This window comes from Fibrivirga algicola, from assembly GCF_011742925.1.
Lineage (GTDB): Bacteria > Bacteroidota > Bacteroidia > Cytophagales > Spirosomataceae > Fibrella > Fibrella algicola.
In genome coordinates, this window is record NZ_WAEL01000001.1 from 457,896 (window position 1) to 471,466 (window position 13,571).

General features: G+C 51.5%; 13 protein-coding genes. 8 read left to right on the forward strand and 5 right to left on the reverse strand.

The features are described from left to right. Positions 1-23: 23 nt before the first annotated feature. From F7231_RS01840 to F7231_RS01855, 4 genes are all read right to left on the reverse strand, one after another. Complete coding sequence (locus tag F7231_RS01840) at positions 24-803, reverse strand: 3-hydroxyacyl-CoA dehydrogenase (protein ID WP_166690693.1); 780 nt, start codon at positions 801-803, stop codon at positions 24-26. 14 nt (positions 804-817) lie between these two features. Then, entirely contained in the window at positions 818-2,836 is a 2,019-nt protein-coding gene (locus tag F7231_RS01845) for an FAD-dependent oxidoreductase (RefSeq protein WP_166690694.1), read from the reverse strand. 64 nt (positions 2,837-2,900) lie between these two features. Then, positions 2,901-3,590 carry a YjjG family noncanonical pyrimidine nucleotidase gene (locus F7231_RS01850; protein ID WP_166690695.1) on the reverse strand — a complete coding sequence of 230 codons (690 nt, stop codon included), beginning with the start codon at positions 3,588-3,590 and terminating at the stop codon, positions 2,901-2,903. A gap of 86 nt (positions 3,591-3,676) precedes the next feature. Continuing rightward, positions 3,677-3,982 carry a (2Fe-2S) ferredoxin domain-containing protein gene (locus tag F7231_RS01855; protein ID WP_085410226.1) on the reverse strand — a complete coding sequence of 102 codons (306 nt, stop codon included), beginning with the start codon at positions 3,980-3,982 and terminating at the stop codon, positions 3,677-3,679. A 323-nt stretch (positions 3,983-4,305) separates the two neighbouring features. On the opposite strand from F7231_RS01855, the gene F7231_RS01860 reads away from it, so the two are divergent. From F7231_RS01860 to F7231_RS01895, 8 genes are all read left to right on the forward strand, one after another. Continuing rightward, positions 4,306-4,905, forward strand: coding sequence for an RNA polymerase sigma factor (locus tag F7231_RS01860; RefSeq protein ID WP_085410225.1), 600 nt, complete (start codon positions 4,306-4,308; stop codon positions 4,903-4,905). After that, positions 4,880-5,134, forward strand: a complete 255-nt coding sequence (locus F7231_RS01865) for a hypothetical protein (RefSeq protein ID WP_085410224.1) — start codon at positions 4,880-4,882, stop codon at positions 5,132-5,134. Before F7231_RS01860 ends, F7231_RS01865 begins: the two co-directional genes overlap by 26 nt. A 25-nt stretch (positions 5,135-5,159) precedes the next feature. Continuing rightward, positions 5,160-6,716, forward strand: a complete 1,557-nt coding sequence (locus tag F7231_RS01870) for a M28 family peptidase (RefSeq protein ID WP_229369539.1) — start codon at positions 5,160-5,162, stop codon at positions 6,714-6,716. 48 nt (positions 6,717-6,764) lie between these two features. Continuing rightward, positions 6,765-6,998: a DUF4834 domain-containing protein gene (locus F7231_RS01875; RefSeq protein ID WP_085410222.1), complete on the forward strand. Its 234-nt coding sequence runs from the start codon at positions 6,765-6,767 to the stop codon at positions 6,996-6,998. A gap of 217 nt (positions 6,999-7,215) precedes the next feature. Next, positions 7,216-7,995 carry a BamJ family beta-barrel-assembly machinery protein gene (gene bamJ / locus F7231_RS01880; RefSeq protein ID WP_166690697.1) on the forward strand — a complete coding sequence of 260 codons (780 nt, stop codon included), beginning with the start codon at positions 7,216-7,218 and terminating at the stop codon, positions 7,993-7,995. Between the two features lie 97 nt (positions 7,996-8,092). Continuing rightward, complete coding sequence (locus tag F7231_RS01885; protein WP_166690698.1) at positions 8,093-10,189, forward strand: carboxy terminal-processing peptidase; 2,097 nt, start codon at positions 8,093-8,095, stop codon at positions 10,187-10,189. Between the two features lie 480 nt (positions 10,190-10,669). Continuing rightward, on the forward strand, positions 10,670-11,257 hold the full coding sequence (locus F7231_RS01890; protein ID WP_166690699.1) for an RNA polymerase sigma factor: 588 nt from the start codon (positions 10,670-10,672) through the stop codon (positions 11,255-11,257). After that, complete coding sequence (locus F7231_RS01895; RefSeq protein ID WP_310589265.1) at positions 11,250-12,257, forward strand: S1C family serine protease; 1,008 nt, start codon at positions 11,250-11,252, stop codon at positions 12,255-12,257. Before F7231_RS01890 ends, F7231_RS01895 begins: the two co-directional genes overlap by 8 nt. Before the next feature lie 70 nt (positions 12,258-12,327). Here F7231_RS01895 and F7231_RS01900 read toward each other — a convergent pair whose 3' ends face one another. Then, positions 12,328-13,566, reverse strand: coding sequence for an efflux RND transporter periplasmic adaptor subunit (locus tag F7231_RS01900; protein ID WP_166690700.1), 1,239 nt, complete (start codon positions 13,564-13,566; stop codon positions 12,328-12,330). Between the last annotated feature and the right edge of the window lie 5 nt (positions 13,567-13,571).

The window sequence follows — 13,571 nt, forward strand, 5'->3', positions numbered from 1 at the left end:
CGTGCCCACAAACCTCAAACCACTTATTTCGGCCCCATGCGAATGGCTCCGTCGAGGCGGATAACTTCGCCATTGAGCATGGGGTTTTCGACGATACTTTTGGCCAACATTCCATATTCCGCTGGGCGACCAAGCCGCGAGGGGAAAGGGACTTGCTGTCCCAGCGAGATACGGGCTTCCTCGGGCAAACCAGCCAGCAACGGCGTTTCAAACAGCCCCGGTGCAATGGTCATCACCCGGATGCCTGATTTTGCCAAGTCGCGGGCAATGGGGAGGGTCATGCCAACAATACCACCCTTCGAGGCCGAGTAGGCAGCCTGACCAATCTGCCCGTCGTAGGCCGCTACCGACGCTGTATTGATGATCACACCCCGTTCGCCGTCGGCGTTGGGTACGTTCGCTTCCATGGCAAAAGCAGCCAGCCTGATTACGTTGAATGTACCGATCAGGTTAACCTCAATAGTTTTTCGGAAGGCATCGAGCGAATGAGGACCGTACTCGCCGTTTACCTTACCGATGGTCTTGCGGGCTTCGGCGATGCCGGCGCAGTTGACAACAATGTGTAAGGCTCCAAACGTGTCGGTAGCCAGGGAAATGGCCTGCCGCACATCCGATTCGTTCGCTACGTTGGTCAGAGCAAAACGCACCCGGTCGCCCAGTTCGGTGACCAGCGCGTTGCCGCGATCCTGGTTGAGGTCGGCAATGATGACGTTGGCTCCTGCTGCGTGAAAAGCCCGGACGGTTGCCTCGCCGAGGCCAGACGCACCACCTGTGACCAGCGCCGTTGTTTGTTGAAGAATCATGTTTGTTGATTTGGTTAATGAATGGGTAAAAACAACACCGCATCGGCAACGACCGGCTCAGATGAGGCCCCGACGCGAAACGACACAGACGGAGTTTTGCCAGAAGCAATCAGGTACGTACCCAGGCTAATCCAGTCATTGTTTTGTTCTTGTTGGTTGATAGACAGACTTTTAGTTGCTGTGCCATCGAAGACCTGTACCTGCGCGTCGGTAGCCTTGTCGGTCTGGTAAGCAACCTGATCCGGATTGCCACCGCCTCCCCGACGAGCCGGATTATATACGTGAATCTGATAACGGCCTGGCTTCAGATTAGTGGGCCGATACGTTACCGAAGCCTTCGTGTCGGTGCTGAGAAAAGCAGTTTTTCCATACTGCCCGGCTTTGGTGAGCACTTGCCAGGTTCCGTTTCGGCTAACCTGCGTGCTGTCCTCATTATCGACCAGTTGCTCGGGGCGGCTACCATCCAGTAGCGGGTTGGTGCGCAGAGTACGTTGCAAACGAGCCACATCGAGCCGTTGTACCGCCACGCCCTCCTCAATGGCCTGCGCCGCTGCTGCCCCTGCTGTTTGGCCCAGCACCATAAATACCGGCTCCATCCGGATAGAACCGTAGGCGATGTGCGTAGCTGAGAGGCAGACTGGAACAAGCAGATTACGGGCTTGACCCGCCTGAGGCACTAAGGCCCGGTAGCTGATGGGATAGGGTGGAAATCCACCCACCTGCACATCGCCCTCATTACGCACCATGAACTTACCCGTAGCATCTGTTACTACCAGGCGCTGGCAATTGTGTGAGTCCATGGTGTAGGCTGCCAGTCCGATTCCATCCGAAACAGTGGCTTTCCCTTCGCAGTTGGCCTGCGTCATCACATACGCGCCTACCATCCGTCGGGCTTCGCGTATGTAAAGCTGATGCGAAAAATGGTCGTTATCAACGTATTCGTCTTTGGGGTAGCCCCAACGAAGCATCTCGTCGCGCAGGTGTTTGGGTATCCGGGGGTCGTGCCCAATGAAATAGAAGAAGCCTTTGGTGTAGTCTTCATGTGCCCGGATGATCTGCTCCCGTTCTTCATAGCTCGCGTCCGGGTACGTCCAGTTGGCACCAATCATATCGGTCGATAAACCGCCGCAGTTATTAATGTCGGTTTTGCGGTTTGGCATCGCCACAAAATGCATCAGGTTCCAGGTGAGTTCGGTGGGCGTTTTCTGCTGAATCTGGCGTAGTAACAGTTCGTACTTGGTGGAATCGTACCGAGCCGGGCGCGTAATGGCAAGGCGATTCGCGGGGTCGTCGGTCAGGCACATACGGTAGTTGTAGGCCTGAATTTTCTGGTCGCCGGTACCGTTGGCGGCTAGTGATTCGGTCGATACGCCCCATATCAGTCCGCTTTCGGGTTTGCCAGGCACGTTGTAGGGGTCGACACCCGCCGGAAACTGGTGTTTATCAAGTAGCTGTACGCCGTTCCAGGTTTCGCCGTATTGGCTATTGGCTTCCCGCCCAACGGTGTAATGAACCCCCGCTTTGGCCATCAGGTCGCCTTCATAGCTACAATCGATAAACTGCTTTGCGTAAATCGTTTTCAGATCGCCGCCCTTTCCGCTCCGACTAGCTGTGGGCTCTAGCCGGATTGACACAATCTGGTCGTCTTTTTTTCGCACTGCCTGGAGGCGATAGCTAAGCAACGGCGTAATACGAGCCTCCCGCAGGTACGTTGTGAAGAGTGATTCGGCCACGTGTGGCTCGAACGTCCATTGTTCCAACCGGCCATAGTGTGCCCCAATCCGCCGGTAGAAATGGCGGGCCAGCCCCGTCACGGCAAACTTATTACCAATATCGGTCGCGCCCAGTCCACCGGCCGACAAGCCGCCCAGATGACGGCCAGGTTCAACGAGCAGGACTGTCTTCCCCAAGCGTTTAGCCGACACTGCCGCCATCACCCCCGCCGACGTACCTCCGTATATACAGACATCGACCGACTGGGCAAGCAATGGACCCGACAGTAGGGTAACCAGGAAGGCATACAGAATTTTCATACCGTTGAAAGACGTTGCAACCGGGCTTTACTGCCAACTCATCAGCAACGTTAGCTTGGGCTTCTTACAAGATGCGCATCAACTCGCTCCAGTGGCGGATATCGTACGTGGCCGGGTCGTCGACCTGTTCGCCTTTCGGGTTATAGAAAACTGTATCCAGCCCAACGGCTTTGGCGCCCAGAATATCGGCTTCGTAATTGTCACCCAGCATCAGGCTTTCGGCAACGGTTGCGCCGCTAGCCTGTAATGCATACTCAAAAATACGCGGGTTCGGCTTCTTCGCATCCGCCGACTGGGTAGTGATCACTTCTTCAAAGAAATGCGCAATGTCTGATGCCGCCATTTTCACGGCCTGAATCTCGGCAAATCCGTTGGTGATGATGTGCATCCGGTAGCGACCATGCAGGTACTCCAGTAGCTCACGGGCCGACTCGGTCAGGTGCGCTTTCTGGGGGAGTAGACGCAGGTAATCGGCGTTCAGATCCGCGCAGCATTGGGTGTCTTCTATGCCCAATGCATTGAATACCATCGGGAATCGATGTTGCCGGATATACTCATGTCCGATCAAATCGAGGTCGTAATCGCGCCATAGCTTTCGGTTCACTGTAATGAATGTCTCGGCAAAGGCGTCGGACGACGAAATGCCCAACTCATTCAGGCGGTGCGCTGTGTAAATTTCTGTGATCGATTCCGACGAGTTGCGGTCAAAATCCCAAAGGGTATGATCGAGGTCAAAAAAAAGGTGCTTGTACATAAAAATAGGTAAAGGCAGTAAAAGTCAGGAAGTTGTCTCCAGTGTGACCTGTCGCAACGAGGTAGCCTGACTTTACTGCCTCAAACTTAGAAATCGAGCGCCAGTCGCTCAACTACCTCATTGTTGACAACATGCTTTTCTACAATTTCAGCGATATCGCCTACTTGCACGTTACCATAGTAAGTGCCCTCTGGATAAATGACTAAGGCTGGACCAAAGGCACAGGCGTCTAAACAGCCCGCTCGCTGAGCACGTACCTGCTTTTGTAAACCCCGCTGAGTAATTTCCTGTTTGAAGGCGTCGAGCAAGGCTGCGCCGTGTTCAGCGCCGCACGATTTTTTGGGCGCTTCTTTCTGATTTGTACAGACAAAGATGTGTTTTTCGAATTTCATAGTACGTGGCTTAATCCTCGTTTTTTGAGGGCGAAGGTAGTTTACGGCTCTCAATTAAACCCTCGCAACGATTTTTTGTCAATTAAATTGAGCCCCCACGCATCCATTTACTCACAGTTCACGTATAGTTTGGTATAGTTTTAGAGGAATATTTACTAATTTAGTGCTGTATTGTACTATCGTTACAAAAAGTTACACGCAACTCTTGTAAGTTTTCGGCATAATTTGTTACTTTGATATTAAATTCTGCCTCATCTCACAATTCTTAACCCGGACACACACTATCGACTAAACGCTCTACGTTACCTAATTGTCTTTCTGAAATGGAAAAAGCCCAGGTTAACGACAGCGAGCTTATTTCGTCGTACATCCGTGGTAGTGAGAAAGCCTTCGAAAAGCTGGTTTTACGGCATAAGAACAAGGTTTATACAACCATCTATCTTATTGTCAAGGATCAGTATATTGCCGAGGATCTAATGCAGGACACCTTTATTAAGGCTGTTGATACCATTAAGTCCGGGCGATACAATGAAGAAGGCAAATTTCTTCCCTGGATTATCCGCATTGCTCACAATCTGGCCATCGACTATTTCCGGCGAGATAAACGCTACCCCAACGTAGTGTTTGAAGACGGAAGCAATGTGTTCAACACACTTGAATTTGCAGAGGACTCCGTGGAGGCCGTGCAGATTCGGCGGGAGACACATGAGCACCTGCGCGAGCTGATTCAGCGATTGCCGGAGCAACAGCGCCAGGTACTTATTATGCGGCACTACGAGGAAATGAGTTTCCAAGAGATCGCCGATGCAACCGGAGTCAGCATCAACACCGCTTTGGGACGTATGCGTTATGCACTTATAAACCTGCGCAAGCAGTTAAGCAAACGTCCTGTAAGCTATGACAAAAACATTTACCCAAGATGACGTCATCCGATACGTCTACGAAGAAACTTCCGAGGAGGAGAACCTTCTGATTGAAGAGGCCCTAATGGCCGAACCTGAATTGATGGGGTTCTTCCTCGATACGCTCGAACTTCGGGCATTAATGGACAAGATTGAACGGGCACCTCGCCCCTCAGCACTTAGCGCCATTTTATCTTATTCTTCTTTTCACCCAAATTCCCCTGTTAGTAACCCAAACGGCGTTGCATAACATGGGAATTTTTGTTTCCGCATCAATGACTTATTCAGTTGGTCGGTGGTCTCTTATGGGGGCCACCGCTTTCGCATTTGTAGCCGCCACAACAGCTGGTAATGCTCAGCCACAGAAACCCGGAAAACGCGCTGTAGCTACTGTAACAGCCGTTCCGGTGTCGATTCCAGAGTCGCAACTAACCCGCGCCGAATTAGAAGCACACCTCCGCTTTATCGCGTCGGATGAACTACAGGGTCGCCGTACGGGCTCACCCGGGAGCCAGATTTCCGCCCGTTACCTGGCCGAGCAGTTTCGGCAATTGGGTCTGAAACCCGCCGGTGATAATGGCAGCTATTATCAGAACGTGGCGCTGCAACGTACCCAGCCAACAGCCACCGGAACTATCCGGTTTGGCGCCGATTCACTGGCCGTTGGTAAGCAGTTTGTCGTGGTATCGGGCGGCGCGGCTAATCAGACGGCCCCAAGCGTGTACGTTGGGTATGGACTCACGGCGGAGGACTATGCGGGTAAAGACGTGAAAGGCAAATTTGTGATCACCCAGGTAGGGTCGTCTGAAGCTAAAACGCCCCGTGATCTGATTGGGGCCATGACTGAAAAGCGTAAACTGGCCGCCGAACGGGGCGCCTTGGGTATCATTGAGTTGTTTGCCTCACCTGCTACGCCCTGGACGTTTGCAAATCGCTATTTCAACAGTGAGCAGATCAGTACGCCGCCCGCTGAAGCAACCGGACAAGCGCCTCTGCTCCACATTTGGGCCGATAACGGTAAAGGGCAGTTAGCTACCCTGAAAGATAATAAGTCGGTAATGGTGCGCACGTCGGGCCGGGCGGCTCAGATGCTCAATACAGCAAACGTGGCCGGAATTATCGAAGGCACAGACCCGACCCTTAAATCGGAGTATGTGCTGCTTACCGCCCATTATGACCATATTGGTACAGGTAAGGCAGGTGTGGGTTCGGTCACCGCTGCCGACACTATTTATAATGGTGCCCGTGACAACGGCATGGGTACAGTGGCGCTGATTGCCGCCTCGAAAACGCTGATGGCCCAACGCCCCAAACGGTCGGTCATCGTGGTGGCGCTGATTGGCGAAGAAGTGGGCATGCTAGGCAGCCGGTATTATGCCGAGCATCCACTTGTGCCCCTGAAGCAGACTGTATTCAACTTTAATATCGATGGGGCGGGTTATAATGACACGAAGCTGATTTCGGTGATTGGCCTCGACCGTACTGGCGCAAAGGCCGAGATTGAGCAGGCAGCCGCTCAGTTTGGTTTGTCTGTTTTCGCCGATCCAGCTCCTGAGCAGGGCTTGTTCGACCGGTCTGATAATGTGAGCTTTGCGGCGAAAGGTATTCCGGCGCCTACGCTTTCAGAGGGGTTCAAGGCGTTTGATGAGGAGTTGATGAAGAACTACCATCAGGTATCGGATAACCCCGAAACGATCGATTTCGAGTACTTGCTAAAGTTCTGCCAGTCATACGCCCGGGCCGCCCGCCTCATCGCTGATCGCAGCGCCCGGCCTTTCTGGGTAGCGGGCGATAAGTATGAAGCTGCCGGCAAGGCCTTATACGGCCAATAAACTAAACTGCACGCACAGGCGTTATTCTTATTCAAACCTGCGTTGATTATGTTGTTAAAAGTCCTGCTCGTTTTTACCCTGCTCATCATTTTTGTGCCGCCAGTCCGCCGGTTCGTTTTCTATTTGCTGGTTGGTCGGCAGTTGGTGAAGGAGCAACGCCGCGCTACCGAACGTACCCAGCCGGTGCGGGAAGGTGAAACGCGGGTAGCTTCGGCTCCAACGCGAAAAGGGGGATCGTCGATGAAGGGCGGTGAATATGTTGACTACGAAGAGGTGAAATAGCCTTTTTTAAGATAAATTAACGAAGCCCGCGTCTATTCACGCGGGCTTTTTTGTTTCATATTAAGATTCAGATAATCAGCCGCATCTTGTTTGGACAATTAGCCGTCCAATTGTTATTTTAGGCGGGATATAACCTGAAATGCAAAACTTTTTAGGGCTATAATCACGTTTTCTATGTACCAAACCGTTGGTACATTAACCACATACTATCTCCCTCATGTTTGTTTCCCGTTTCGTTGCCGTCGGCCTCTTGTCGACCCTGTTTGTTGCCAATAATGCCATTGCTCAGAGTAAGAAACCAGCTACTCCTGGTAAACCGGCCGCTAGATCGTCGGCTGCCAAGTCGCCCGCCGGGGTCAGGAAATCAGTCTTAGCCAGCAGCCGGGATTCGCTCAGCTATAGCGTAGGATACAGCATTGCCCAGAGCATGAAGCAACAGGGACTGACCGGCGTAAACACGGCCGTGCTCGCCAAAGGGATTGAGGATGCACTTAAAGGACAGTCTCTTCAACTCGCTGAGCCGCAGATGCAGCAAATTATGATGGAGTACATGCAGAAGCAGTACGCCGCCAAAAACGCGGAATCAAGCAAAGCGGCTGAAGGGAATAAGAAAATCGGGGCGGCATTTCTGGCTGAGAACAAATCGAAGCCGGGTGTTCAAACCACAGGTAGTGGTTTACAGTATATAGTAGTGAAAGAAGGAACAGGTGCCAAACCAGCGGCAACCGACCGGGTGAAAGTTCACTACACAGGTACGCTGATCAACGGCAACGTATTTGATAGTTCAGTACAGCGCGGAGAGCCAGCCGAATTTGGCGTAACAGAAGTAATTAAAGGATGGACTGAGGTGCTGCAGTTAATGCCCGTTGGTTCGAAGTGGAAGGTATTTATCCCATCAGATATCGCCTATGGTGATCGGGGTGCAGGTGCCGATATCGGACCTGGTTCAACGCTTATTTTTGATATTGAGTTGTTAGACATTGTAAAAACTAATTAGTGGATTAGTGAATGGGTGAATGAGCGAATGTGGGCGTTCCAAGAAAACGGACCATCAGGCACTCAGTCACAAATCCACTGGTTCGCTCGTTCTGCCAATGAGAAAATACCTGATTACACTGGTTCCTGTGCTGATGCTAAGTCTTCAGCCAGAATCGCGCACGGCTTCGGCATCTATTGGTCAGCAGCCAACTGTCTGGACCCCATCGGGCGATGACATCAAGCCTACTGTTACACAGGAGCGGGTGGAACAGGCTGTTACCCAGTTGTTGACACGCTACCATTACCGCAAAGTTCGTCTGAACGACTCGCTATCGACGGTAATCTGGACGAACTACCTGAAAGAGATGGATCCAAGTAAGGTCTATTTGCTGTCTTCAGATATTGCCGGTTTTGAGAAGTACAAGAACCAGATCGACGATGCATTGGTCAATGGTGACCTGACTGCCGCGTTTGATATGTACAACGTGTTCCGGAAGCGGTTCAACGAGCGGAGTGAGTTTGTGAAGCAAACGCTGAGCAAACCGTTCTCATTTACCGCTGACGAAACATATAACGTTGATCGCGAGAAAGCCCAGTGGCCAAAGTCGGTTGAGGAGCAGAACGATCTGTGGCGAAAAATGCTGAAGAATCAGGCTTTGGAGCTGAAATTGGCTGGAAAAGCTGACACCGCTGTAGCCAATCTGATGAACAGCCGGTACAAGAACCTGGCCAAAAATCTGGGTCGTATCAAGAGCGAAGATGTGTTTCAGTGGTACATGAATGCGTTCGGTGAAACGCTCGATCCACACACAAACTATCTGGCTCCCCGTACTGCTGACCGTTTCAATGAAGAAATGAGTGCATCGCTGGAGGGCATTGGCGCCCGTTTGCAGGAAGATGGCGAGTACATCAAGATCACAGATCTTGTGCCTGGTGGCCCGGCGTTCCGCAGCAAGCAATTTACGGCGGGCGATAAGATCCTTGGCGTAGCTCAGGGCGAAAGCGGTCCGGTTGTCAGTGTAGTTGGCATGCAGGTCGACGATGCCGTAAAGCTGATCAAAGGCCCAAAGGGTACTGTGGTTCGCCTCCAGGTAAAATCACCATCGGCCCTGGCTACCGACGTACCCAAAGAGATTCGCATCGTTCGTGAGAAGATCAAATTGGAAGAAGCTCGTGCTCATAAGGAAGTAATCGATATTACAGAAGATGGGCGTACCTACAAATTTGGTGTAGTAGTGTTGCCTGTATTCTATCGTGATTTTGAAGGCGCGCGCCGTCGGGAATCAGACGTATCGAGTACAACCACGGACGTAAAAAATCTGATCGACTCGTTGAAACTGCAGAAAGTCGACGGTATCGTAATTGACCTTCGTGGTAATGGCGGTGGCTCACTGATTGAAGCGATCAACATGACCGGACTTTTCATTCAGAAAGGCCCAGTTGTTCAGGTCCGTGATTCGGGCGGCGAAACGGAGGTGATGGCTGATACCGACCCATCGGTAACCTACGACGGGCCGCTGGCGGTACTGGTTGACCGGTTTAGTGCTTCAGCCTCTGAAATCTTTGCTGCTGCCATTCAGGACTACCACCGGGGTATCATCGTTGGTGGACAGACTTTCGGCAAGGGAACAGTACAACAGTTGATCGACTTGAACAACATGTTGCCTAAAGAGCAGGACAAAGTTGGTCAGGTGAAAATGACCACGCAGAAGTTCTATCGGATCAACGGAAGCAGCACCCAGCACAAAGGTGTGACACCTGATATTGAGTTTCCGTCGCGTTACTCGGCCGAAGATTTTGGCGAGAGTTCGCAGCCAAGTGCTCTGCCCTGGGATCAGATTCCATCGGCACGTTTCGACGCAACCAGCTATATCAACGATAAGCTAACAGTTCGTCTGCGAGAGAAGTACGAGCAACGCTTGAAAACTGATGCTGATCTGAAGCGTGAAGCGCAGGCTGTTACAGAATTCAAGAAAGCAAAAGAGAACACAACGGTGTCATTGCAAGAGGCTAAGCGCAAGAAAGAGAAAGAAGATGCCGAGAAGAAAGTGGCTAATCTGGAAAAACCTGCGCCACAAACCACTGCAGAGACGGCTGATACGGCGAAGGCAAAGAAGAAAAAAGATACGTACCTGACAGAAGCTGGTCGTGTGTTGGCTGACCTGATCGCTGGCGGTGGTCAGAACAAGACCAAGCTGACGAGCAACAACTAAGCCTCTTGCCTGCTTATAAAAAAACCGGGGTCATACACCCCGGTTTTTTTATGTACCGTTTTCGGTTAATCTGAAACGCAAAAAGCCCCTCGGTTGCGAGGGGCTTTCTGTAAGCGGGTAGCGAAACTTATTTCGCTGAGTCAGATGCCATTGAAGTCGACTCAGTGCCAGTAGCCATCGTAGTGTCCATAGACATTGATGAAGCAGCCGTGTCGCTAGACATCGTCATGGTTGTATCTGTAGACGTGGTAGTCGTTTCAGTCTTTTTAGACTCACAGGCAGTAGCCAGAGAAACGATTGACAATACGAACAGAGCTGATTTTGCGAAGCCTTTCATGATCTTATGTGTTTAAGTGTTATTGGTTAACTTTCCATACCTTAATACGATAGACTAAAGAAGGTAACCCACGCTTTTAAAAAATATTTCTCTTTTTTTTGGGTTACCAACTAACCCATTCGGTATTAACCAATAAGCAGTGTATGAGAGAAACGACACGGTTGCTGTCGACAGATGAAGCCTTGTTGGTAGGATTGGCGGAAGGGTCTGACCGGGCGTTGAGTCAGTTATATCGGCAACACTATCCAATGGTTTCGCAGTTGGTTTTGAACAACAGCGGGTCGACGGATGATGCCAAAGACATTTATCAGGAAACGCTTATTGTGCTTTTTGAGAAAGTGTCGGCGGGTGACTTTGAGTTGAATTGTCAGCTTAAAACGTTCATTTATGCAGTGGCACGCCGATTGTGGTTAAAACAACTGGCGCAGCGGGGTCGGTCGCCATTGATGCGAACCAGCCAATTTGATGATGAACCGGCTGAGTCACTTGCTGACGATCTGGCTGAACATGAACGGCGGGATCAGCAGTTTGAGCAGATGGCTGAGTCGCTGACAAAACTGGGGGAGCCCTGCCGTACGTTGCTGGAAGATTTTTATATCCGTCACCTCTCGATGCAGGACATCACCGAGAAGTTCGGATACACGAATGCTGATAACGCCAAGACGCAGAAGTATAAATGCCTGACGCGGTTAAAGCGGTTATTTTTTTCAAGTTATAAAGACAATGAGTGATATGGACACAGGCAAAAAGGAACCGATCGAAACCATACTGCATGCCTATGGCCAGCGATTGGCGTTTCGCGAGAAACTGATGCATGTTCACCAGCAGTTGGAAGATGACTCGCTGCTGGAGCATGTTGAGGCAAAGCCGCGTGTGCAGGTACGTGCCTGGTGGCAGGCACACCGCTCAACACTGGCTATTGCGGCAGCCGTGGCGATCATGACTACGTTTGCAACAATCATCATGTACCGCTCGTATCAGAATAGCCATAAACAGGAGCAGCAGTACGGAATGATGATGCGTAACCTGGCGGTTATTCAGCAAACGCAGAATAAACTGCTCAACAACCTGAGTGGTCGGGGGCGTGTATTTCAGCAAAATCCGGGTCAGGTAGCTGGCTCAGGCTTCCTGCTCACGGCGAACGGGTTTATGGTAACCAATAACCACATTGTGCAGGGGGCAGACTCGGTATATGTGCAGAGCCAACAGGGAGTGGTGTACAAAGCCCGGATCGTTCATGCTGACCCTCAGCATGATCTGGCTATTCTGGCAATTGGTCAGGATACTGCCTTTCACGCCTTACCTCCGGTGCCGTATAGTTTCGAACCTCGTCCGTCTGAACTGGGCGAACGGGTGTATACGCTGGGTTATCCACGCGAGGAGATCGTATACGGGGAAGGGTATCTGAGTTCTGGTACCGGTTTTCGGGGCGATTCGGCCGCTTATCAGGTTGCCATCAGCGTTAACCCCGGTAACTCAGGCGGTCCGCTGCTCGACGAGCGCGGGAATCTGATCGGTATCATTACGGCAAAGCAGATTACGTCAGAAGGCGCAACGTTCGCTGTCAAAACGAGCGTTCTGCTGAACGCGCTGAACGCCATCTCGCCCGACTCGCTGAAAGGCGACGCCGTAGTGCTGAATCGGAAGAACCGTATGGCGCGCCTGTCTCGTAAACAGCAGATCAAGCAAATGCAGAACTACGTATACCAGGTTAAAGTGTTCAAGCACTAGTCAGTTGGGCAACAACGATCAATTTATTAATAAGAAGGGCCATACCTATGCAGGTTTGGCCCTTCTTACGTTATTCTTCCTCTTCAGTGTTGTTTAATTTGCTTAGCAGCCCATACCCTCCATTTAGCACGATTGGCGTTTTAACGGGGTCAATAGCTGGGGGTAAGCTAATTTCCACGTATCCGTTTTCGCGGCCCCCCGTGCGTACTTCGACCTGTTTGAACCGGTAAGTTACTGGTTGCGCCTCTTTCTTATCGAGTACGTAAACATAGGATTTGCCACCAAAATTGATAACTGCCGTTTCGGGTAAGGTAGGGGTCGACTGCGTTTTTGTATCGATTTGCGCAGAGACGTACCCACCCGGAATAAACACCGGTTGATACGCGCCAGGGTGAGCCAGCACGGCAACGGTGCGATCTGGCGAGAGTGATTTACCAATCAAAAAAATTGTTCCCCGATGTGTTGGGGCTACATCGCTACCCATACTAAACCGGACAACCTGCCCGATCCGAATCTGGGTAATGTCTTTCTCGAAGATATTCAAACGGACATGTAAATGCTCGACGTTGGTAATTTCCACCAGTACATCGGCAGGATTAACGAAGCGACCTGTGTTGACAGGTACGTTGGTTACGTAGCCCGATGTTGGGGCGGGGACCATGATGGTTCGCGTCATCCGGGAGGGGGTCAGCGTGGCCGGGTTAATGCGCAGAATGGCTAACCGTTGCGCAGCAGCAGCGAGCTGTGCCTGTAAACTCTGCCGGGTAGAGCGCGTCTGCTGAAAGGTTTTGAGGGCACTGACGTTTTCGCGGCTCAACTCTTCCTGCCGGGCATAATCGAGGTCAGCGAAGTCCAGTTTAGCCTTCGTATCGAGGTAATCCTGCTGTAATTGAATATAGTCGGGGTTTTCGAGCACCACCAGTGGTTGCCCTTTCTGAATGCGCATGCCTGGTTCCAGATCAATTTTACGGATGTAGCCGCCAAACGGCACGGATACAGATACTAGGTTAGACGCAGGTACGTCTATGGCTCCGTTGGCTTTCAATACCGTACTCAGGCTCCGGTTGGTAGGCTGGCCCAACTGAATGCCAGCCATGGAGTATTGCGCCTGGGTCAGGGCAACGGTTATCTCACCCGACGCTGACTCAGCCTCTGGCTTTGTCGAAGTTGATGCTGTAGCGGCCGCCGCCAACTCTGTTTGTTCGGGTTTGTCGGCAGAAGAACACGATGCGGTACTAATGGCGACAAGGAGCACCAGGAGCTTACTGTAGTACCGTATCACGTTAGGCTTGTTGGTTAAGAAAGACATAAAGA